The sequence below is a fragment of the Intrasporangium sp. genome, assembly GCF_035688975.1.
Lineage (GTDB): Bacteria > Actinomycetota > Actinomycetes > Actinomycetales > Dermatophilaceae > CALMNV01.
Genome location: NZ_DASSMH010000114.1, coordinates 1 through 22275, shown reverse-complemented (window position 1 = coordinate 22275; position 22275 = coordinate 1). Strand labels below are relative to the sequence as shown.

17 protein-coding genes and 1 pseudogene are annotated in these 22275 nt (G+C 71.7%); 11 read left to right on the top strand and 7 right to left on the bottom strand.

Annotated features, from left to right (window positions below):
* The first annotated feature begins 1 nt into the window (after nt 1).
* From VFJ94_RS11865 to VFJ94_RS11840, 6 genes are all read left to right on the top strand, one after another.
* Nucleotides 2–1213: an acetyl-CoA C-acetyltransferase gene (locus tag VFJ94_RS11865; protein WP_325004419.1), complete on the top strand. Its 1212-nt coding sequence runs from the start codon at nt 2–4 to the stop codon at nt 1211–1213.
* Between the two features lie 3 nt (nt 1214–1216).
* Nucleotides 1217–2182: a methylmalonyl Co-A mutase-associated GTPase MeaB gene (gene meaB, locus VFJ94_RS11860; RefSeq protein WP_325004418.1), complete on the top strand. Its 966-nt coding sequence runs from the start codon at nt 1217–1219 to the stop codon at nt 2180–2182.
* Between the two features lie 158 nt (nt 2183–2340).
* Nucleotides 2341–3399 carry a GNAT family N-acetyltransferase gene (locus tag VFJ94_RS11855; RefSeq protein ID WP_325004417.1) on the top strand — a complete coding sequence of 353 codons (1059 nt, stop codon included), beginning with the start codon at nt 2341–2343 and terminating at the stop codon, nt 3397–3399.
* Nucleotides 3393–3707, top strand: coding sequence for a thiamine-binding protein (locus VFJ94_RS11850; RefSeq protein ID WP_325004416.1), 315 nt, complete (start codon nt 3393–3395; stop codon nt 3705–3707). The genes VFJ94_RS11855 and VFJ94_RS11850 overlap by 7 nt, the downstream gene beginning before the upstream one ends.
* The gene (locus VFJ94_RS11845; RefSeq protein WP_325004415.1) at nt 3700–3828 is read left to right on the top strand and encodes a hypothetical protein; all 129 of its coding nucleotides are present in this window, start codon (nt 3700–3702) and stop codon (nt 3826–3828) included. Before VFJ94_RS11850 ends, VFJ94_RS11845 begins: the two co-directional genes overlap by 8 nt.
* A 54-nt stretch (nt 3829–3882) precedes the next feature.
* A complete protein-coding gene (locus tag VFJ94_RS11840) occupies nt 3883–4869 on the top strand; it encodes a tetratricopeptide repeat protein (protein WP_325004414.1) in 987 nt (328 codons plus the stop codon).
* Between the two features lie 36 nt (nt 4870–4905).
* Here VFJ94_RS11840 and VFJ94_RS11835 read toward each other — a convergent pair whose 3' ends face one another.
* Genes VFJ94_RS11835 through VFJ94_RS11810 form a run of 6 tightly spaced genes read right to left on the bottom strand, consistent with a single transcriptional unit; the run spans nt 4906 to nt 14911 of the window.
* Nucleotides 4906–5403 (bottom strand): hypothetical protein, encoded by a 498-nt coding sequence (locus VFJ94_RS11835; RefSeq protein ID WP_325004413.1) that lies wholly within the window; start codon nt 5401–5403, stop codon nt 4906–4908.
* Nucleotides 5400–7046, bottom strand: a complete 1647-nt coding sequence (pgm, locus tag VFJ94_RS11830; protein WP_325004412.1) for a phosphoglucomutase (alpha-D-glucose-1,6-bisphosphate-dependent) — start codon at nt 7044–7046, stop codon at nt 5400–5402. The genes VFJ94_RS11835 and pgm overlap by 4 nt, the downstream gene beginning before the upstream one ends.
* Complete coding sequence (gene glgB, locus VFJ94_RS11825) at nt 7043–9772, bottom strand: 1,4-alpha-glucan branching protein GlgB (RefSeq protein ID WP_325004411.1); 2730 nt, start codon at nt 9770–9772, stop codon at nt 7043–7045. Before glgB ends, pgm begins: the two co-directional genes overlap by 4 nt.
* Nucleotides 9772–11196 (bottom strand): maltokinase N-terminal cap-like domain-containing protein, encoded by a 1425-nt coding sequence (locus VFJ94_RS11820; RefSeq protein ID WP_325004410.1) that lies wholly within the window; start codon nt 11194–11196, stop codon nt 9772–9774. The genes glgB and VFJ94_RS11820 overlap by 1 nt, the downstream gene beginning before the upstream one ends.
* The gene (gene treS / locus VFJ94_RS11815) at nt 11196–12902 is read right to left on the bottom strand and encodes a maltose alpha-D-glucosyltransferase (RefSeq protein ID WP_325004409.1); all 1707 of its coding nucleotides are present in this window, start codon (nt 12900–12902) and stop codon (nt 11196–11198) included. The genes VFJ94_RS11820 and treS overlap by 1 nt, the downstream gene beginning before the upstream one ends.
* 5 nt (nt 12903–12907) lie before the next feature.
* Complete coding sequence (locus VFJ94_RS11810; RefSeq protein WP_325004433.1) at nt 12908–14911, bottom strand: alpha-1,4-glucan--maltose-1-phosphate maltosyltransferase; 2004 nt, start codon at nt 14909–14911, stop codon at nt 12908–12910.
* 282 nt (nt 14912–15193) lie between these two features.
* Between VFJ94_RS11810 and glgP the strand changes: the two genes are divergently transcribed.
* The gene (gene glgP / locus VFJ94_RS11805) at nt 15194–17782 is read left to right on the top strand and encodes an alpha-glucan family phosphorylase (protein ID WP_325004408.1); all 2589 of its coding nucleotides are present in this window, start codon (nt 15194–15196) and stop codon (nt 17780–17782) included.
* A 98-nt stretch (nt 17783–17880) separates the two neighbouring features.
* Here glgP and glgX read toward each other — a convergent pair whose 3' ends face one another.
* Entirely contained in the window at nt 17881–20025 is a 2145-nt protein-coding gene (gene glgX / locus VFJ94_RS11800; RefSeq protein ID WP_325004407.1) for a glycogen debranching protein GlgX, read from the bottom strand.
* 33 nt (nt 20026–20058) lie between these two features.
* On the opposite strand from glgX, the gene VFJ94_RS11795 reads away from it, so the two are divergent.
* From VFJ94_RS11795 to VFJ94_RS11780, 4 genes and pseudogenes are all read left to right on the top strand, one after another.
* On the top strand, nt 20059–20556 hold the full coding sequence (locus VFJ94_RS11795) for a T3SS (YopN, CesT) and YbjN peptide-binding chaperone 1 (protein WP_325004406.1): 498 nt from the start codon (nt 20059–20061) through the stop codon (nt 20554–20556).
* Nucleotides 20553–21335: an enoyl-CoA hydratase/isomerase family protein gene (locus tag VFJ94_RS11790; RefSeq protein WP_325004405.1), complete on the top strand. Its 783-nt coding sequence runs from the start codon at nt 20553–20555 to the stop codon at nt 21333–21335. Before VFJ94_RS11795 ends, VFJ94_RS11790 begins: the two co-directional genes overlap by 4 nt.
* A gap of 3 nt (nt 21336–21338) precedes the next feature.
* Nucleotides 21339–21671, top strand: a complete 333-nt coding sequence (locus VFJ94_RS11785) for a hypothetical protein (RefSeq protein WP_325004404.1) — start codon at nt 21339–21341, stop codon at nt 21669–21671.
* A gap of 462 nt (nt 21672–22133) precedes the next feature.
* Nucleotides 22134–22275: pseudogene (locus tag VFJ94_RS11780) on the top strand (electron transfer flavoprotein subunit beta); the annotation flags it as partial.

Genomic DNA, 22275 nt, shown 5'->3' with positions numbered 1-22275 from the left:
CATGAGCACTGCTGACCGTCCCGTGTCCGTGATCGTCGCGGGCGCCCGCACCCCGATGGGCCGCCTTCTCGGCTCCCTCAAGGACTTCTCGGGGGCCGACCTCGGCGGCGTCGCCATCAGTGGCGCCCTGGCCAAGGCCGGCGTCGCCCCCGAGCAGGTGGAGTACGTCATCATGGGCCAGGTCCTGCAGGCGGGGGCCGGGCAGATCCCGGCGCGCCAGGCCGCCGCCGCCGCCGGCATACCCATGAGCACGCCCGCCCTCACCATCAACAAGGTCTGCCTCTCGGGGATCAATGCCATCGCGATGGCCGACCAGCTCATCCGCGCCGGGGAGGTGGAGATCGTCGTGGCGGGGGGCCAGGAGTCGATGACCAACGCGCCGCACCTGCTGGCCAAGTCCCGCGAGGGGTACAAGTACGGCGACGTCACCCTGCGCGACCACATGGCCTTCGACGGCCTCTGGGACGCCTTCACCGACCAGGCGATGGGCGCCCTCACCGAGGCCGCCAACCGCGGTGGGCTCGCCTTCACCCGCCAGGAGCAGGACGAGTTCGCCGCGCGCAGCCACCAGCTCGCCGCGCGGGCCTGGAAGGACGGGCTCTTCGACGACGAGGTCGTGTCGGTCTCGATCCCGCAGCGCCGGGGCGAGCCGCTCGAGTTCCGGTCCGACGAGGGCATCCGCGCCGACACGACGGCCGAGTCCCTCGCGGCCCTGCGACCGGCCTTCGCCAAGGACGGCACGATCACCGCCGGGTCCGCGAGCCAGATCTCCGACGGGGCCGCCGCCGTCGTCGTCATGAGCAGGACGAAGGCGCAGCAGCTGGGCCTGAGCTGGCTTGCCGAGATCGGCGCCCACGGCATGGTGGCCGGGCCGGACTCCACCCTCCAGCAGCAGCCGTCCCGCGCCATCGCGAAGGCGTGCGACAAGGAGGGCATCACGCCCGCCGACCTCGACCTCGTCGAGATCAACGAGGCCTTCGCGGCCGTCGGCCTCGCCTCCGCCAAGGAGCTGGGCATCGACCTCGACCGGGTCAACGTCAACGGCGGCGCCATCGCCCTCGGGCACCCCATCGGCATGTCGGGGGCCCGGATCGCCCTGCACCTTGCCCTGGAGCTGCGGCGGCGCGGCGGGGGCGTCGGCGCGGCGGCGCTCTGCGGGGGCGGCGGCCAGGGCGACGCGCTCATCGTGCGTGTGCCCCGGACCGACGGCTGACCTTTGGCGCGACGCGCGGTCGACGTCCCTGCCCTCGTCGAGTCGGCCCGGGCGGGATCGCCTCGTGCGGTCGCGCGGCTCATCTCCCTCGTCGAGGACGCGCATCCGGCGCTGCGCGAGGTCATGGCCGCCCTTGCCCAGCACACGGGGCGGGCGCGGGTCGTCGGCCTGACCGGCTCCCCGGGCGTGGGGAAGTCGACGACCACCACCGCCCTCGTCAGCGCCTTCCGCGCGCGGGGCGCCCGTGTCGGCGTCCTCGCCGTCGACCCGTCGTCACCGTTCTCCGGCGGGGCGCTGCTCGGCGACCGCGTCCGCATGCAGGACCACGCCCTCGACCCGGAGGTCTACATCCGCTCGATGGCCTCGCGCGGGCACCTCGGCGGCCTGTCGTGGTCGACGCCGCAGGCCATCCGGGTCCTCGACGCGGCCGGCTGCGACGTCGTGCTCGTCGAGACGGTCGGCGTCGGCCAGAGCGAGGTGGAGGTGGCCGGGCTCGCCGACACCTCGGTCGTGCTGCTCGCCCCCGGGATGGGCGACGGCATCCAGGCGGCCAAGGCCGGCATCCTCGAGATCGGCGACGTCTTCGTCGTCAACAAGGCCGACCGCGAGGGTGCGGACGCCACCGTGCGCGACCTGCGGCACATGATCTCGCTCGGCGACCGCACCGAGCCGGGCCTGTGGCGCCCACCGGTGGTCAAGACGGTCGCCTCGACCCGCACCGGGACGGACGAGGTCATGGCGGCGCTCGACAAGCACCACGCCCACCTCGAGGCGAGCGGCGACCTCCGGCGGCGCCGGGAGCGCCGCGCGGCCGACGAGGTGGAGTCGATCGCGCTGGCCTCGCTGCGCTCGCGCTTCGGCGACGTCGCTGGGGACGTGCGCCTCGGTGCCCTCGCAGCCCGCGTCGTCGACGGCGAGCTCGACCCGTATGCCGCCGCCGACGCCCTCGTCGACGAGCTCACTGCCTGACGCTCCTCAAGGTGGGGCCGGCGGTGCCGACACTCGCCGATGCCGATGCCGATGCCGATGCCGATGCTGATGCCGATGCCGATGCCGATGCCAATGCCGATGCTGAGACGGTGAAAACCCTTTGTCCGGCCGCCAACGACGCGCCTACCGTCGAGGTCATGGAGATCCTCCCGCTCGACCGCAGCGATGACGCGGTCCTGGAGCAGCTGTGGCGGTCCACGCAGCGCAGCGAACGCGTGTCCCGGATGTCCGGGGTCCGCGTGTCCCTGGCGGAGTTCGCCGAGATGGCCCGTTACGCGCACCCGGGGGAGCGGGACGAGGCCGTGGTCGCCCTCGTCGACGGCCGGGTCGTCGGCGGTGGCCGGATCTGGTTCCCGGAGCGCGACAACCTCACGCTCAGCTGGCTCGAGGTCCACGTCGACCCGGACCACCGGCGCCGGGGGATCGGCTCGGCCCTCCTGGCGGACCTCGAGTCGCGGGCCAGGGCCGCGGGCCGCTCCACGGTCCTGGCGGACGCCTTCGTGCCGAGCGGTGCCGCCGAGGAGCACCCGGTTCGGCGGTTCGCCCGGGCGAGCGGGTACGCGGTGTACTCGGTGGAGATCGTCCGCGAGCTCCGGCTCCCGGTCGACGGCGCCCGTCTGGAAGGCCTCGACGCCGCGGCGCGGCCGGCCTGGGAGGGGGACTACGAGGTGACGGTCCACCGCAACGGGGTCCCGGAGCCGCTGCGGCCCTCGCTGTGCGCGGCCATGAATCGCCTCGGCGTCGACGCGCCGACCGGTGAGGTCGCCTTCGAGGAGGAGACCCTCGACCCAGAGGGCTATGCGGACTTCCTCGCGCACGAGACCCGCTTGGGCCGGGACCGGCTGACCGCGGTGGCCGTGCAGCGGGCGACGGGGGAGGTGGTCGCCTACTCCGACCTCGCGATCCCCGCGGGAGACCCGGACGCCGTCCTCCAGTGGGGCACGCTCGTCCTCCGCGCGCACCGCGGACACCGGCTCGGCACGGCCGTCAAGGTGGCCAACCTGCGGGCCCTGGCCGAGGCGTGGCCGCAGCGGCGCCGGGTGCAGACGATGAACGCCAGCGACAACCCATGGATGGTGGGCATCAACGAGCGGCTCGGGTTCCGGGTCGTCGAGGAGGCCCTCGGGCTGCGTCGGGTGCTGCCGGCCGCGCCCTCCACCCAGGCCGCCGAGCGGCATACGGTTGGGGCATGCTGATCGCCTTCTCCATCTCCCCGTCCGGCTCCTCCGACGAGACGGGGTCCGTGTCGGCAGCCGTTGCGCGTGCCGTCCGCGTCGTGCGCTCCTCCGGCCTGCCGCATCGCACCGACCCGATGTTCACGACCATCGAGGGCGGCTGGGACGAGTGCATGGCGGTCATCAAGGAGTGCTGCGACGTCGTCGGGGCCACGGCGCCGCGGGTCAGCCTCGTGCTCAAGGCGGACATCCGTCCGGGCTTCACCGGCGAGCTCGAGGGCAAGCTCGAGCGACTGGAGCAGGCCATCGAGGGACAGTCTCGTGGCTGAGTCGCTCTGGGGCATCGCTACGCTCACGCCGCACGACGCCGACGGGCTGGGCCAGGTGCACCTGACCGGGTGGCGCGAGGCGGATGCGACGTCATGCGACGGGACCGGGTGGTCAGGATGACCTGCCGATGAGGGGGCGGCGCAGCGGACCTGACCGCTGAGGCAGGATTGGACCATGACTCAGCAGCCCTTCACCGCCGCTGCCCTGCGTGGCGCCGTCGACCTGTCCTCACTCAAGCGCCCGGCACCGACCGCGGGGCCGGCGGCCGGCCCCACGGCCGGGGGGGCGCCCGGCGCGGCCGCGGCGGACGCCGGTGGCCCCGGCGCGTCGGGGGTGGTTGCCGAGGGCACCGACGCCAGCCTTCGCGACGTCGTGGGGGCGAGCACGCGCTATCCCGTGGTCCTCGTCCTGTGGTCGTCGCGACTGGCCCAGTCGGCCGACCTGGTGCGCACGTTCACGGCGGTCGCCGAGCGGTATGCCGGTCGCTTCCAGCTCGTGACGATCGACGTGGACCGCAACCCCGCCGTGCTGCAGGCCTTCCAGGTGCAGGCCGTGCCGGTCTGCTTCGCCCTCGTGCAGGGCCAGCCGGTGCCGCTCTTCGAGGGCGTCCAGCCCGAGGCACAGGTCACCGCGATCGTCGACCAGGTGCTTGCGCTCGCGGCCCAGCACGGCGTGACGGGGCGGGTCCCGGGCGCCGGCGCTGACACCGCCGCCGACGCCGACGGGGACGACGCGGCCGAGCCGCCTCTGCCGCCGCTGCACCAGAAGGCGTTCGAGGCGATCGAGGCCGACGACCTCGAGACCGCGGCCGCGGCATACCGGGAGGCGCTGGCGCACAACCCCGCCGACGCCGAGGCGCGGCTCGGGCTGGCACAGGTCGGCTTGCTGCAGCGCACCAAGGGCGTGGACCCGCAGGCCGCGCGGGCGGCTGCGGCGGCGGCACCCGACGACGTCGACGCGCAGATCCTCGTCGCGGATCTCGACCTGCTAGGGGGGCACATCGAGGACGCCTTCCGCCGGCTCATCGACACGGTGCGGGTCACCGCCGACGCCGACCGCAACGCGGTCCGCGAGCACCTCGTGGAGCTCTTCGACGTCGTGGGCCCGACCGACGAGCGCGTCGTGCGGGCTCGCAAGTCCCTCATGAGCGCCCTCTTCTAGGAGCCGAAGCCGCTGGCCGAGGGGGAAGGGCTGTGCCTACTGGCTCCCCTCAGCCGTGACGACGAGGGCGTCGTCGAGCCGGCCGAGCACCTCGTCCAGGACCTCCTCGACGGACTGTCCCGTGACGTCGAGCCAGAGGCCGTAGCGCGGCGTGTCCGGGCCGGGCCCGCGGGCGTCCTGCAGGACGACGAGGTGCACCGGCGCCGGCGCCACGAGGTCGAGGAAGTCGTCCAGGTGCGGGCCGAGCCCGGCGTCGCTGATGACGGCGTCGAACCCCTCCAGCTGGTAGGTCTCGGCCGTGGCGATGGCCGCCGACCACCGCAGCAGGAGCAGGCGCAGCTGCGTCGGGGTGAGCCGCCGACCCTCCGGGCGCGGGTCGGCCGGGGCCCGGCCCGCGACCACCATGCGGTCGAACGCCTCCGCCTCGACCGCCACCGCCCGCTCGGAGCGGCCGGCCAGACCGATGGCCACGGCCGCCAGGTCGGAGCCGAAGCCCGTGACGACGAAGAGGCGTCCCGGCCCGCCGCTGCTCATCCCCCCAGCGCCGCGCCGACGACGTCCCGGGCCTCGGCCTGCACGCGCGCCAGGTGCTCGGGGCCTTGGAACGACTCGGCATAGATCTTGTAGACGTCCTCCGTGCCCGAGGGGCGCGCGGCGAACCACGCACTCGCGGTCGTCACCTTGAGGCCGCCGATGGCGGCGTCGTTGCCGGGCGCGCGCGTCAACTTGGCCGTGATGGCTTCCCCCGCAAGGGTTTGCGCCGCGACGTCCTCGGGGGATAGGGCCGCCAGCTTGGCCTTCTCCGTGCGGTCCGCGGGCGCGTCGATGCGGGCGTATGCCGGGCTGCCGTGCCGCTCGGTGAGATCGGCGTAGTGCTGGCTCGGCGTCCGGCCAGTCGCGGCGAGGATCTCCGAGGCGAGCAGCGCGAGGAGGATGCCGTCCTTGTCGGTGGACCACACGGTGCCGTCGAAGCGCAGGAAGGAGGCGCCCGCGGACTCCTCACCGCCGAAGCCGACCGACCCGTCGAGCAGCCCGGGCACGAACCACTTGAAGCCGACCGGCACCTCGAGCAGCGTCCGTCCGAGGTCGTGCGCCACCCGGTCGATCATCGAGGACGAGACGAGGGTCTTGCCGATCGCGGTCGAAGCCGGCCAGTCGGGGCGTCCGCCTCCGTAGAGGTAGCCGATGGCGACCGCCAGGTAGTGGTTGGGGTTCATCAGGCCCGCGTCGGGGGTGACGATCCCGTGCCGGTCGGCGTCCGCGTCGTTTCCGGTGGAGATGTCGTAGGCGTCCTTGGCGCCGATGAGCGAGGCCATGGCCGACGGGGAGGAGCAGTCCATCCGGATCTTGCCGTCCCAGTCGAGCGTCATGAAGCGCCACGTCGGGTCGACCTCGGGGTTGACGACCGTGAGGTCCAGCCCGTGCCGCTCGGCGATCTCCCCCCAGTAGGCGACTGAGGCGCCGCCGAGCGGGTCGGCCCCGATCCGCACGCCCGCGTCGCGGATGCGGGCGACGTCGACGACGGCCGGCAGGTCGTCGACGTAGGTGCCGATGAAGTCGTATGCCGCCACCGCCTGGCGTGCCTGCTCGAAGGCCAGCCGGCGGACTCCACCGAGGCCCTCCCGCATGAGCTCGTTGGCCCGCTTCGCGATGACCGAGGTGGCGTCGGTGTCTGCCGGTCCGCCGTGCGGCGGGTTGTACTTGAAGCCGCCGTCGGCGGGCGGGTTGTGCGAGGGGGTCACCACGATGCCGTCGGCCAGCCCGCTCGCGCCGGAAGGCTTCCCGCGGTTGGTCCGCAGGATGGCGTGCGAGACGGCGGGGGTGGGGGTGAAGCCGTCCCGGTCGTCGACGAGGACCGTGACGTCGTTGGCGACGAGGACCTCCAGGGCCGTGCGCCAGGCCGGCTCGGAGAGGCCGTGCGTGTCCCGCCCGATGAAGAGCGGCCCGTCGACGCCCTGCGACGCGCGGTACTCGCAGATTGCCTGCGTCGTCGCGAGGATGTGGTCCTCGTTGAAGGCCGTCCGCAGGCTCGACCCCCGGTGGCCTGACGTGCCGAAGGCCACCTGCTCGTCGAGGTTGTCGGGGTCGGGGTGCCGGTCGTAGTAGGCGGCGACGAGGGCCCCGACGTCGACCAGGTCCTCCGGCTGGGCCGGTTGCCCGGCACGTGGGTGGTTCATGCCTGCTCTCCCTCCGTGGTGGGCGGGGTCGCCGGCCTCGTCGTGGCGGCCTTCTTCGTCGCCGCCTTCTTCGTCGCGGCCTTCTTCGTGGCGGCAGCCTTGGTGGTGGTGGCCTCGGTGGTGGCCTTGGCAGTGGCGGCCTTCTTCGCCGGCGCCTTTCTCGTGGCGGCCTTCTTGACCGTCGCAGCCGCCTCGGTGACCACACCGGTGACGGCGTCCGTCACCGCCTCCGCGGCGGCCTCGGTCGCCGCGGCCGCCTTCTTGGCGGTCGTCGCGGCCTTCTTGGCGGCCGTCGTCGCCTTCTTGGCGGTCGTGGCCGCCTTCCGGGTGGTTGCCTTCTTGGCCGCCGCCTTCGTCGCCGCGGCCTTAGTCGTGGGTGCCTCCGGGCCGGCAGCCTCCGGGATGGCCGTCACCGGTGGCGGGATCGGCGCTGCCTCGTGCGCCTGCGCCATGGCCTCCTCGTCGGCGAGCTGGCCCTCGATCACCTCGGACTCCACGGCCGCGACCGTCTCGTCGGGCTCCGGGACCGGAACGAGCCAGACGGTCGAGAGTCGGGCCACGGTGACGCTGACCGACCACGGCTGCCCGTTCCACGGGATGTCGGCGGCCTCGAGGACGACGCCGGCGCTGCTCGGCGCCTCCGGGTGGTATCCGGCCGTGTCGAGCACGACGGTCCACCGCCCGCGGCGGGGGACGCCGATCCGGTAGCCCTCGTGCGTCGACCCGCTGAAGTTCATGACGCAGGCGACGACGGGGGCGTCGGCGGAGCGGTCACCGGTGCCGAAGCGAAGCCAGGAGTACGTGTTGTTGTTGGCGTCGTCGGCGTTGATCCACTGGAAGCCGGCCGGTTCCCGGTCGAGCTCCCAGAAGGCCCGGTTGGACCGGTAGAGCGCGTTCATGTCCTTGACCTGCGCGTGGACCCGGTAGTGCGCGGGCTGGTCGAGCACCCACCAGTCGAGGCTGCGGGCGTCGGCCCACTCGGACTCCTGGGCGAACTCGGTGCCCATGAAGACGAGCTGCTTGCCGGGATGGCCCCACATGAAGGCGAGGAAGGCTCGCAGCGTGGCCAGCTGCTCGTCCCGGCTCCCGGTGGCCTTGCGCAGGAGCGAGCCCTTGCCGTGGACGACCTCGTCGTGGCTGATCGGCAGCACGAAGTTCTCGTCGTAGGCGTAGACCATCGAGAACGTCAGGTTGTTGTGGTGGTAGCTGCGGTAGATGGGGTCGAGGGCCAGGTAGCGCAGCGAGTCGTTCATCCAGCCCATGTTCCACTTGAAGCCGAAGCCGAGCCCGCCGTCCTTGGTGGGCGCCGTGACGCCGGGCCAGGAGGTCGACTCCTCGGCCATCATGACGACCCCGGGGACCCGCTTGTAGACCGTGGCGTTGGTCTCCTGGAGCAGCTGGACCGCCTCGAGGTACTCCCGGCCGCCGTACTTGTTGGGCAGCCACTGGCCCTCGGGACGCGAGAAGTCGAGGTAGAGCATCGACGCCACGGCGTCGACGCGCAGTCCGTCGGCATGGAACTCCTCGAGCCAGTAGATGGCGTTGGCGACGAGGAAGTTGCGCACCTCGGGTCGGCCGAAGTCGAAGACGTGCGTGCCCCAGTCGGGCTGGTCGCCGCGCCGGGGGTCGGGGTGCTCGTAGAGCGCCTGCCCGTCGAACCGGGCGAGGGCCCACTCGTCGCGGGGGAAGTGGCCGGGCACCCAGTCGAGGATGACGCCGATGCCGGCCTGGTGGAGCCGGTCGACGAGGTAGCGGAACTCGTCGGGCGTGCCGAAACGGGCCGTGGGCGCGAAGTAGCCCGTGACCTGGTATCCCCAGCTCGGGCCGTACGGGTGCTCCATGACGGGAAGCAGCTCGACGTGGGTGAAGCCGAGGTCGACGACGTAGTTGACGAGGTGCTCGGCCAGCTCGACGTAGCTGAGGCCCTGCCGCCAGGACCCGAGGTGGACCTCGTAGATGCTCATCGGGCCGACGTGCGGGTTCCTCTCCCGCCGCCGCTCCATCCACTCGTCGTCGTGCCACGTGTAGCGGGAGGCGGTGACGACCGACGCGACCTTGGGTGGGATCTCGGTGCGGCGCGCCATGGGGTCGGACTTCGTGCGGACGACGTCGTCACTGCCGCGGATGGCGAACTGGTAGTTCGCGCCCTCCCCGGCGCCCGGCAGGAACAGCTCCCAGATGCCGGTCGTCCCGAGAGCGCGCATGGGGTGCGAGAGCCGGTCCCAGCCGTTGAAGTCTCCGACGACGTGGACCGCCTTCGCGTTGGGCGCCCACAGCGCGAACGAGGCACCCGACACCTCCCCGAGCGGACCGGTGTAGCTGCGGATGTGGGAGCCGAGGACGGTCCACAGCTGCTCGTGGCGGCCCTCGTTGATGAGGTGCCGGTCGAGCTCGCCGAGCGTCGGCGCGAAGCGGTAGGGATCGTCCTGCTCGTGCTCGATGCCGTCGTCCCACGTCACGAGGAGCCGGTAGTCGTGGGTCCGCGTGAGGGCCGGCGCCGTGATGGACCACACCCCGCCGCGCACGTGCTCGAGCGGCAGGTGCTCGCCGTTGTCGAGCCGGGCGACGACGGACCGGGCGAAGGGACGGTATGCCGTGATCGTGAGGCCGCCCGGGCCGAGGTGGTGGCCGAGGAGCTCGTGCGGCTGGCCGTTGCGGCCCTCGAGGAACGCGGTGAGCGCCGTCTCGTCGAGCGTGGAGGGGTGGGGCTGGATCGTGGTGGTCATCACAAACCTTTCTCGTCGAGCAGACGGTGGACCGCATCGCGCGGGATCGACACCCAAGTGGGGCGGTTGCGGGCCTCGTAGACGACCTCGTAGAGGGCCTTGTCGAGCTCGAGTGCCCGGGTGAGCATGCGGGTGGCCGGGTCGGCTGGCCCGGCCACGGAGGCGTAGCCGTCGAGGAAGGCCTGCCGGCAGTCGGCGGCCCACCCGCTCGCGTCGAGAGACGGGTCGGCGAGCCGGACCGAGCCTGCCGCGTAGTCGAAGGAGCGCAGCATCCCAGCCACGTCGCGCGCCGGCAGGTCGGGGCGCACCCGCTCCGCGAGCGGCCGCAGCGGCTCGCCCTCGAAGTCGAGCGCCACCCAGCCCCGCTCGGTGACGTCGAGCACCTGGCCGAGGTGGTAGTCGCCGTGGATGCGCTGCAGCCGAGGCCACTGCACGTCGCGCACCCCGTCGAGGGTGGACAGGATGTCCGCCTCGCGCGCTGCGAGCTCGGGCAGCGCGGCGACGGCCGCCGCGCAGCGCTCGTGCATGGAGGCCACGAGAGCCTCCTTGGCGCCCTCGCTGGCCTCCTCCGTGCCCAGCGTGCGGGCGAGGTCCTGGTGGATCTCGGCGGTGACGACGCCGAGGTCCCGTGCACGCGGGGTGAAGTCCGTGGCCGTCGACGCCGCGACGAGCGCCACGCGCCAGGCGTCCTCGACCCCGGGGATGAACTCCTGGGCGAAGGCGAGGTGTCCTTGGGCCGTTCCCCTGCCGTCAGGGGTGTCCCACCCTCCGCTCAGGTGCCCCACCGCCATGGGCACGCGGGTCGAGCCCGCTTCGGTGAGGGCCGACTGGACCACGACGTCGGGGTTGTCGCCGTCCTGCACCGTCCGGAACACCTTGACGATGACCGGCTCGGCCGGGCCGCCCTCGGGTGCGCTCATCCGGCAGATGACGGACGTGTTGGACTGCTCGCCGGTGAGCACGGTGGAGCTCTCGACCGCGCCGGCCACCCGCCCCGTCGAGTGTCCGACCGCGCGCTGGTTGGACCCGGTCGACGCCTGGGCCTCGTCGGACACCCCGGAGGTGAGGATGGTGTCCACGAGCGCAGCGACGTATGCCGGGTCGTGCGGCGCGTCGTAGACCCACCTCCTCCCGAGGACGCTGTGCTCCATCGTCCCGAGCAGCGCGGCCTCACCGCCGTCGAGCGGCCCACCGCGATAGGTCAGGGGCACCTGGTAGACGACGGGAGGGCTGGCGGCGGTGTCCGCGAGCAGCAGCGTCTCGATCCCCACCTCGCCCCGCGGGTCCTCGAACCGGAAGCCGCCCACGCGGTGCAGCCGCGGCTCGTGGCCCTTCCCGGCATACCACCGCTGTCCGGGCAGCCAGGAGGTCACCAGCTCGATCTTGCTCGGCACGAGCGTCGCGCCCTTGTGCACGACGGCCATCAGTCCGAGCCCTCCCCGCCGCGCACCCGCAGCCAGAAGAAGTCCCGTGAGCCGAGGGTGAGGGTCACCCGGCCGTCCTCGGCGACCCACGGGAAGCCGCTGCCGCCGAAGAGGTCCACGAGCTGGCGCCCCCGCAGGTGCTCGGGCAGCTGCAGCGTCGCCGCTTGGGGGCGGCTGGACAGGTTGTTGACGCAGAGCACGGTCTCGGCGGGCTCGTTGCCCTCAGCCGGTACCGATCTCGTGTAGGCGAGGACGGCCTCGTTGTCGGCAGGCACGATCTCGAAGCTGCCGACTCCGAAGACGGGGTGCCGGCCGCGGATCTGGAGCATGCCGCGCACCCAGTGCAGCAGCGAGGAGCTCGAGGCCATCTGAGCCTCGACGTTGACGTTGTTGTAGTGGTAGACGAGGCTCGAGATGACCGGCAGGTAGAGCTTGCCGGGCTCGACCGACGAGAAGCCGGCGTTGCGGTCGGGAGTCCACTGCATCGGGGTGCGGACCGCGTCGCGATCGGTGAGCCAGATGTTGTCGCCCATGCCGATCTCGTCGCCGTAGTAGAGACAGGGCGAGCCGGGCAACGACAGCACGAGCGCGTGGATGAGCTCGATCTCCGGTCGGGAGTTGTCGAGCAGCGGTGCGAGGCGGCGGCGGATGCCGATGTTGGCCCTCATGCGCGGGTCGGGTGCGTACCAGCCGTACATGGCTGCGCGCTCCTCGGGCGTCACCATCTCGAGGGTGAGCTCGTCGTGGTTGCGCAGGAACGTCCCCCACTGCGTGCCCTCGGGGATCGGCGGCGTCTCGGCGAGGACGTCGATGATGGGCGCCGCCTTCTCCTCACGCAACGAGTAGTAGAGCCGCGGCATGACGGGGAAGTGGAAGCACATCTGGCACTCCGGCTCCTCCGGGGTGCCGAAGTAGTCGACGACCTCGGCCGGCGGCTGGTTGGCCTCGGCGAGGAGGATCCGGCCGGGGTACTCCTGGTCGACCATGGCCCGCAGCTTGGCGAGGAACTCATGGGTCCGCGGCAGGTTCTCGCAGTTCGTGCCCTCCTCCTCGAAGAGGTAGGGGACCGCGTCGAGGCGGAAGCCGTCGATGCCGAGGTCCATCCAGAACCGCACGACGTCGAACATCGCGTCCTGGACGGCCGGGTTCTCGAAGTTGAGGTCCGGCTGGTGGGAGAAGAACCGGTGCCAGAAGAACTGGCGCCGGATGGGGTCGAACGTCCAGTTCGACACCTCGGTGTCGACGAAGATGATCCGTGCGTCGGCATACCGCTCGTCGGTGTCGGACCACACGTAGAAGTCGCCGAAGGGACCGTCCGGCTCCGCCCGGGAGGCCTGGAACCACGGGTGCTGGTCACTCGTGTGGTTCATCACGAGGTCGGTGATGATGCGGATGCCGCGGGCGTGCGCCTGGGACACGAGCTCGATGAACTCCGGGAGGGTGCCGAACTCGGGCAGCACGGCCTTGTAGTCGGCAATGTCGTATCCGCCGTCGCGCAGCGGCGAGGCGTAGAAGGGGGGCAGCCAGAGGCAGTCGATGCCGAGCCACTGGAGATAGTCCAGCCGTCCGATGAGACCGGTGAAGTCCCCGGCCCCGGAGCCCTTCGAGTCGGAGAAGGCGCGCACGAGGACTTCGTAGAAGACGGCCTTGCGGAACCACTGCGGGTCGTGCTTCAGGCCGGGCTGGTTGAGGTTGAGTCCCTGCATCGGGGTCAGTGGCTCCTCACGTGGATGATGTGGATGGGCTCGGCGTCGGGACCCAGCCGGACAAAGTTGTCGGCACGCCATTCCCAGCTCTGGTCGGTGATGAGCTCGTGGGCGGTGAACGCCGACCACGTCGCCATCCCCATCGCCTCGAGATCCAGGCGCACGAACGTCTCCCGCGTGGAGTGCGGGTCGACGTTGGCGACCACGAGGATGGTGTCGCGGGCGCCGTCGACGACGCGCGTCTTGGAGAACACGAGGATGTTCTCGTCGTCGGCGTGGTGGAAGACGAGGTTGCGCAGCCAGTGCAGCGCAGGGTGCTCACGGCGAATCTCGTTGATACGACGGAGGTATCCGGCGAGAGACTGCCCTGACCTTGCCCTGCCCGGCTCGTAGAGGTACCACTGTCGGTCCTTGTACTCGTACTTCTCGTTGTCGGCCTGCTCCTCGGCGCCCGGGCGGGCGACGTCCTCCATGAGCTCGTAGCCGGCGTAGATGCCGTACGTCGGGACCATCGTCGCCGCGAGCGCCGCACGCAGCTTCCACGCCGTCGGGCCGCCGAACTGCATGTAGGGCGTGAGGATGTCGTGCGTCGTCGGCCAGAAGGACGGACGCATGTATGCCGCCGCGTCACCGGCGAGCTCCCGGCCGTACTCCTCGAGCTCCCACTTGGCGTTGCGCCATGCGTAGTAGGTGTAGCTCTGCTGGAAGCCGGCCATCGCGAGGGCATGCATCATGGCCGGCTTGGTGAAGGCCTCGGACAACCAGATGACCTCGGGGTAGTCCTTGGCCACGTCGGCAATGAGCCACTGCCAGAAGGCAACCGGCTTCGTGTGGGGGTTGTCGACGCGAAAGATCCGCACGCCGTGGTCGAGCCACACCTGGATCACCCGGCGCACCTCTGCATAGGCGCCGGCGGGGTCGTTGTCGAAGTTGAGCGGGTAGATGTCCTGGTACTTCTTGGGCGGGTTCTCGGCATACGCGATGCTGCCGTCGGCCCGGGTCGTGAACAGCTCTGGGTGCGTCTTGACCCAGGGGTGGTCCGGTGACGCCTGCAGGGCGATGTCGAGGGCCACCTCGAGGCCGTTGTGGCGCGCCGTGGCGACGAAGTAGTCGAAGTCCTCGAAGGTGCCGAGGTCCGGGTGGATCGCGTCATGGCCGCCGTCAGGGGAGCCGATGGCGTAGGGCGATCCCGGGTCGCCGGGCTGGGCGACGAGGGTGTTGTTGCGTCCCTTGCGCGCAGTCGTGCCGATCGGGTGGATGGGCGTGAGGTACACGACGTCGAAGAGCATGTCCGCGATGCCGGGCAGGCGTCGCGCCGCGGTGCGCAGCGTGCCCGACGTCCACGCGCCGGTCTCGGGGTCCCGCCAGGCGCCCTCGGAGCGGGGGAACATCTCGTACCACGCCCCGTAGAGCGCCCGCTCGCGCTCGACGAGCAGGGAGTATCGCGGTGTGGGAGAGACGAACTCGCGCAGCGGCACGAGCGAGTGGAGACCGCGGACGTCGGCCGAGGTCGCCAGGGCGAGGCGGTCCGCTGCCGGACGGCTCGTGTCGCGCAGGGCGTCGGCCGCGTGCTCGATCGCGGAGGCGTCGATGTCGAGGCCCCGCACCGAGCTGGCGAACCGGTCGAGGACCTTGACGCCCTCGGCGCACATGAGCTCCTCGTCGATGCCGGCGCCGATCTTGATCTCCGCGTCGTGGACCCAGGTCGCATAGGGATCGGACCACCCCTCGACGCGGTAGGTCCACCAGCCCTCACTGCCGGCCGAGACGGTGGCGCTCCACTCGCTGAGGCCCACGTTGTCGCAGTGCATGCCGAAGTAGTGCTCGGTGCCGTCGGGCGCGGTCAGGACGGTCGTCGCGTTGACGGCGTCGTGGCCCTCCCGGAACACCTTGGCCCGGACGACGAACTCCTCGCCCACGACCGACTTGGCCGGCCGGGCGCCGCAGTCGACGAGCGGCCGGACACCCATGACCGGGATGCGGCCGAATGGCACCGCACCTCCCGGCATGCCGGCTACCGTGGGCGGCGTCGACACGGACCCCTCGGGGGCAAGGTGAGAGGCGCCGGACGACTCCTCGTCGACGACTCCGTCCTCGGTCGCCGTGCTGGAGACCGGCTTGGTGGCGCGGGTGGAGCGGGGGGCGCGGGGGGCGTCGGGGGTGCTCGTCACCGGACGACCGTATCGAAAACCGAGGAGGTTGCGCCGCCGCCGCCCTCATGGGAATGCCGCAATGAAATCGTTGTGCAAACGCTTGCAAGAATCCGACACCGGGCCTCATGCTTACTCCTCGTGAAGGCAATCCGACGCTTCAGCGTCCGCACCGTCCTGCCCGCCCCCATCGAGGGGCTGGGCGAGCTGGCCAGCAACCTGCGCTGGTCCTGGCACCCACCGACCCGTGACCTCTTCGCGAGCATCGACCCCAAGAAGTGGGCCGCCAGCAAGGAGGACCCGGTCAAGCTGCTCTCGCGCCTCAGCGCCGGCGAGCTGAAGGCCCTCGCCTCCGACGCGGCGTTCGTCGCCCGGGTGACCCAGGCGAGCGATGACCTGCACCGCTACCTCACCGACGAGCGGTGGTACCAGCGGTGGAGCCGCGAGGCGGAGCCCAACGGCAAGGCGGCCCCGGCGGCGATCGCCTACTTCAGCCCGGAGTTCGGCATCACGTCCGTGCTCCCGCAGTACTCCGGCGGCCTCGGCATCCTCGCCGGGGACCACCTCAAGAGCGCCTCCGACCTCGGCGTGCCGATCGTCGGCGTGGGCCTCTTCTACAAGACCGGTTACTTCAAGCAGCAGCTCAGCCGCGACGGCTGGCAGCTCGAGACCTACCCGGTCCTCGACCCCGACGAGCTGCCCCTGTCCATGCTGCGCGAGAGCGATGGCACGCCCGCCGTCATCGAGATCGCGCTGCCGGACCAGCGCGCCCTCCGCGCGCACGTGTGGCGCGCCCAGGTGGGCCGGGTGCCGCTCCTGCTCCTCGACTCCGACGTGGCCGACAACGACGACGCGGCCCGCCACGTCACCGAGTCGCTCTACGGGGGCGGCGGTGACCGGCGCCTCGAGCAGGAGCTGCTGCTCGGCATCGGCGGGATCCGCGCCCTGCGCCTGTGGTCCAGGCTCACCGGCGCGCCGGAGCCCGAGGTCTACCACACCAACGAGGGCCACGCCGGCTTCCTCGGCGTCGAGCGGATCACCGAGCTCGTCCGCGACCACGGGCTCACCTTCGACGAGGCCCTCGAGGCGGTCCGCGCGTCGACCGTCTTCACCACGCACACGCCGGTGCCGGCGGGCATCGACCGCTTCTCGGCCGACCGGATCAACCTCTTCTTCGGCGGCGCCAACGTCATCCCCGGGGTGCCCGTCGACCGGCTGCTCGCGCTGGGTGCCGAGGACTACGAGGGCGGCGAGCCGGGCATCTTCAACATGGCCGTCATGGGTCTGCGGCTCGCGCAGCGCGCCAACGGCGTCTCGCAGCTGCACGGGGTCGTGAGCCGCGAGATGTTCGACGGGCTGTGGCCCGGATTCGACGACGTCGAGGTGCCCATCACGAGCATCACCAACGGCGTGCATGCCCCGACGTGGGTCGACCGCACGCTCTACGACGTCAGCCGCAAGCACCTCGGCACCGCCGACATCGCCGGCCACGACGCGTGGGAGCAGATCGAGGGCGTGCCGGCCGACGTCGTGTGGACGGCCAAGCGGGCCATGCGCGAGCAGCTCGTCCACGACGTGCGCCGGCGGGTGCGGTCGTCCTGGCTCAAGCGCGGTGCCAGCGAGGCGGAGCTGGGCTGGGTCGACGACATCCTCGACCCCGACGTGCTGACGATCGGCTTCGCGCGCCGCGTCCCGACCTACAAGCGGCTCACCCTCATGCTGCGCGACCCCGAGCGGCTGAAGCGCCTCCTCCTGCATCCCGACCGCCCGATCCAGCTCGTCATCGCCGGCAAGTCGCACCCGGCCGACGAGACGGGCAAGCGGCTGATCCAGCAGATGGTGCAGTTCGCCGATGACCCGCAGATCCGCCACCGCATCGTCTTCCTGCCCAACTACGACATCGCCATGGCCCAGCACCTCTACCCGGGCTGCGACGTCTGGCTCAACAACCCGCTGCGCCCCTTCGAGGCCTGCGGCACGTCGGGCATGAAGGCCGCGCTCAACGGCGGGCTCAACCTCTCCATCCTCGACGGCTGGTGGGACGAGTGGTTCGACGGCCGCAACGGCTGGGCCATCCCGACCGCGGACGGCGTCGAGGACCCCGACCGCCGCGACGACATCGAGGCCAAGGCGCTCTACGACATCATCGAGAACGACGTCGCGGCCCCGTTCTACGAGCGGGACGCGGCCAACCTGCCGCAGGGCTGGATCTCGATGATGAAGCACACGCTCCAGACGCTGGGTCCGAAGGTCCTCGCCAGCCGCATGGTCGAGGAGTACACCGAACGCCTCTACAGCCCCGCGACCGCCGCGGGCCGGGCCATGGACGGGCCCGACTTCAAGGGGGCCAAGGGCTTCGCGGCATACAAGGGGCGGGTCCGCGCCGCGTGGCCGAGCGTGCGCGTGGAGCACGTCGAGTCCTCCGGTGTGTCCGACTCCCCGCAGATCGGCGACATGCTCAACGTGCGCGCGCACGTCGACCTCGCCGGCCTCACCCCTGAGGACGTCGACGTCCAGCTCGTCCACGGTCGGGTGTGGGGCGAGGACGACCTGCGCGACACCGAGGTGGCCTCCCTCGCCCACGTCGAGGCCGAGGCGGGCGGCCGGCACCTGTTCGCGGGGGCCCAGTCCCTCACTCGGACCGGCTCGTTCGGCTACAGCGTGCGCATCGTGCCGAGGAACCCGGCCCTCGCGACCCCGGCGGAGCTCGGCCTGGTCCGCAACGCGTGAGCCAAGGCGTGAGGACCCGAGGGAGGGACGAGCGAGGCCCGGAGCGCCGGTTCGGCTCAGGCGTTGGAAGATAACGCGTGAGCGGGAGTGGCGCGCGGTCAGTAGCGGCCGCGCGCCCACCACACCCGCATCGACGACGGCCCCATGGTGGACTGCGCTCCGGCGACCACCGTGGGGCCGCCGACGTGTGGCCGCTCCCAGGTGCTGTCCCAGAGCAGGTCGTAGGCCCGTCGCCTGGGAGGCGCGGGCAAGGTGACCTCGGCCGGCCACGCGGACCCGTTGACCGCGATGAGCACCGAGTCCGTGCCGAGCCATTCGCCGTCGAAGAGGGCCTGGAGCACGTCGATGCTCGGGCCGCCCCACCGTGACCCCATCGGGGCGCCGTCGCCGGCGAACCAGGCGAGGTCCTGGGAACCGTCCGGGTGCCGCGGCCGGCCCGAGAAGAACTCGCGCTGGCGCAGCACCGGAAACCGGGAGCGGAGCTCGGCCAGGTGCCTCGTGGTCGTCAGCAGGTCGGCCTGCCAGTGCGCGAGCCGCCAGTCGTACCAGCTGAGCTCGTTGTCCTGGCAGTAGGCGTTGTTGTTGCCGTGCTGGGTCCGGCCGAACTCGTCGCCGCCGGCCAGCATGGGCACGCCCGTGGACAGCAGCAGGGTGCCGAGCAGGTTGCGCATGGACCGGCGGCGGGCCGCTGCGATGCGCTGGTCGGTCGTCGGCCCTTCGACGCCGTGGTTCCACGAGCGGTTGTCGTCGGTGCCGTCGCGGCCGTCCTGCTTGTTGGCCTCGTTGTGCTTGGTGTCGTATGCCGTGAGGTCGGCAAGGGTGAAGCCGTCGTGGGCGGCGACGTAGTTGATCGAGGCGATGGTGCCCCGGTCCCGGAAGCCGAAGAGGTCCTGCGAGCCGGTGACCCGGGTGGCGAGCTCCCGCACGCCGTGGCCCGGCTCGCCGGCCGCGGAGGCCGCCACGTCGCGCAGCCAGAAGCCGCGGACCGTGTCGCGGTAGCGGTCGTTCCACTCCGAGAACGGCGGCGGGAACTGGCCCGTGCGCCAACCGTGGATGCCGAGGTCCCAGGGCTCCGCGATGAGCTTGACCCGGGAGAGCACCGGGTCGGTGCGCAGGGCGACGAGGAAGGGGTGGGTCGAGTCGTAGTTGTCGTCGCGTCCGCGACCGAGGGCGACGGCGAGGTCGAAGCGGAAGCCGTCGACGTGGCACTCCTGCACCCAGTAGCGCAGGGAGTCCAGCACCATGCGCGTGACCACGGGATGCGTCAAATCGAGCGTGTTGCCGCAGCCGGTGACGTCGATGTCGTGGCCGCGCGCGTCGAGCCGGTAGTAGGCGCGGTTGTCCAGCCCGCGCCACGACAACGTCGGGCCGACCTGGGACTGCTCGGCCGTGTGGTTGTAGACGACGTCGAGGAGCACCTCGATGCCGGCCGCGTGCAGGTCCTTGACCATCCGCTTGAACTCGTCGAGCACGTCCTGCGGCTCGCTGGCCGCGGCATACCCGGCGTGCGGGGCGAAGAAGCCGACCGTGTTGTAGCCCCAGTGGTTGCGCAGCCCGGAGCGGACGAGGGCCGCCTCGGACGTGAAGGCGTGGACCGGCAGCAGCTCGACCGCGGTCACCCCGATCGAGGTGAGGTGCTCCACGAACGCGGGGGAGGCGAGCCCGGCATACGTTCCCCGGAGCGGCTCCGGGACCCCGTGGTGCAGCGCCGTGGCGTTCTTCACGTGCACCTCGTAGATGATCGACTCGGTGAGCGAGCGGCGCGGTGGCGCGTCCCCCTCCCAGTCGAAGGCGTCGTCCACGACGACGCACCGCGGCACGCAGGGCGCCGAGTCCCGGGTGTCCGGCACGGTGAGGTCGCCCGTGAGGTCGGCCCCCACCCGGTGCGCGTAGCCGGCGGGGTCGGGAACGACGTCTCCCTCGATCGCGCGGGCGTAGGGGTCGAGGAGCAGCTTGGCGCTGTTGTAGCGCTGCGCGCGGTCGGGGTCCCACGGCCCGTCGGCCCGGAAGCCGTAGCGCTGCCCGACCCGCACCCCGGGGACGGTGTCGAAGAAGGCGCCGTGCGCGCGGTGGCGAAGCGGCACCCGCAGCTCGGTCTCGGTGCCGTCCGCATCGCGGTCGAAGAGGCAGACCTCCACCGCGGTCGCATGACCGGCGTAGACACAGAACTCGGCCCCCTCGGCGGTGACGCGCACCCCGAACTCTGGCGGAAGGTCGGGCGTCGCGGCCGGGTGGGGGCACATGACGCCCAGCGTATGGGTCGTTACGGTGGCCCCATGACGGATCCCACTTCGCTGCCCAACTTCCAGCCGCACCTGCCCGCCGCGGGCGGCGACGGGGCGCCCGCCGGCGAGGCGCCCGTGCGCGACGCCATCCTGCAGGTGCTGCGCACCCTCGAGGTGCAGGCGCGCGTCGACGCAGACGGCGACCTCGAGTTCACGGTCAACGAGCAGACGCTCTTCGCGCGGGTCGCCGAGGGCGAGCTGCCCCTCGTGCGCTTCTTCGGGCAGTGGCAGCTGCAGGACCCGGTGTCACCCGACCGGGCCGAGCGGCTCGCCCGCTGCAATGACCTCACCCTGCAGCTCAACCTCGTCAAGGTGTGCCTCGTCCAGGACAGCCTCGTCGTCTCCGCGGAGCACGTCGTCACCCCGAACGCCGACCTCGACGTGCTCGTGCCCCTGTCGATCAACCACATCCTGCAGAGCGTCCAGTTCTTCTTCCAGTCGTGGCTGCCCCTGGAGGACGGCGGTCCGGCCCCGGAGGGTGTTCAGTGACGGCCGAATTCGTCCACCTGCAGGTCGAGGACGGCGTCGGCACCATCCGCCTCGACCGACCGAAGATGAACGCGCTCAACGTGCAGGTCCAGGAGGAGATCCGCGCGGCGGCCCTCGAGGCCGCGGAGCGCTCCGACGTCAAGGCGGTCGTGGTGTGGGGCGGGGAGCGCGTGTTCGCCGCGGGCGCGGACATCAAGGAGATGGCGGGCATGGGCTACACCGACATGGTCGACCGCTCGGCCGCCCTGCAGTCGTCGATCACCGCGGTCGCCCGCATCCCCAAGCCGGTCATCGCCGCGATCACGGGCTACGCCCTCGGCGGTGGTTGCGAGCTCGCCCTCGCCTGCGACTTCCGCGTCGTGGCCGACGACGCGAAGCTGGGCCAGCCGGAGATCCTCCTCGGCATCATCCCCGGGGCGGGAGGCACCCAACGGCTCGCTCGGCTGGTCGGGCCCGCGAAGGCCAAGGAGATCATCTTCAGCGGCCGCTTCCTCGACGCGGAGGAGTCGCTGCGGATCGGCCTCGCGGACAAGGTGGTCCCGGCGGCCGAGGTCCACGCGACCGCCCTGGAGTGGGCGCGCAGCTACGTCGGCGCCGCGTCGTATGCCGTGCGCGCCGCCAAGGAGGCCGTCGACCGCGGCATCGAGACCGACCTCGAGACCGGCCTGGAGATCGAGCGGATGCTCTTCGCCGGCCTCTTCGCCACCCGGGACCGGGAGATCGGCATGACCTCGTTCGTCGAGCACGGCCCGGGCAACGCCCAGTTCGAAGGTCGGTGACCGGTGGCGCCGGCGGAGCCGCTCGACGTCCTCGTGGTCTACGTGCCCGTCGGCGACACCGACGCGGTGCTGGCCGCCCTCTTCGCGGCCGGCGCCGGGGCCGTCGGCGACTACACCGAGTGCGCCTGGGTCGTGCAGGGAACGGGCCAGTTCCGCCCGGGGCCCGGCGCCCACCCGAGCATCGGCACGGTCGGCCTGCTCCAGCGGCTCCCCGAGCACCGCGTCGAGGTGACGCTGCCGCGCGATCACCGGGCCGCCGTCGTGGCCGCCTTGCGCGCGGCCCATCCCTACGAGGAGCCGGCCTTCCACGTCCTCGAGACCGCGGTGACCGACTGACCCGGCCCACCCCCCAAGTCGAGTGGCCACTTGTGCGCGCCACCCTCTTGGTCGAGTGGCCACTTGTGCGCGCCAACCTCTTGGTCGAGTGGCCACTTTGGTGCGCCGGGTGGTGCGGAAGTGGCCACTCGACTGGGGACGGGGCGCGCCGCCATGTCCAGGCCGGCGGCCAGGGCACATCCTTCTGGTCGAGTGGCCACTTTGGCGCACCAACCTCATGGTCGAGTGGCCACTTTGGTGCGCTGGGTGGTGCGGAAGTGGCCACTCGACTGGGGAGGGGTGGTGCGGAAGTGGCCACTCGACTGGGGAGGGGGCGGTGCGCACCGGCGGCATACGAGGGACGGGTGTTGAGCGTCACGCTCCTGGGGTGCAGACATCGCGGGACGCGGTGCGAAGATGGACGCCGGTGCCGGAACCACCCTCCGGCCGTTGCCTACAGCAAGCGGAAGAGGACGTTCGCCCATGAACATCGTCGTCTGTGTCAAGCACGTGCCGGACGCGCAGGCGGAGCGCACGTTCAGCTCGGTTGACAACACCACGGACCGTGAGAATGTCGACGGGTTGTTGTCCGAGCTGGACGAGTATGCCGTCGAGGAGGCGTTGA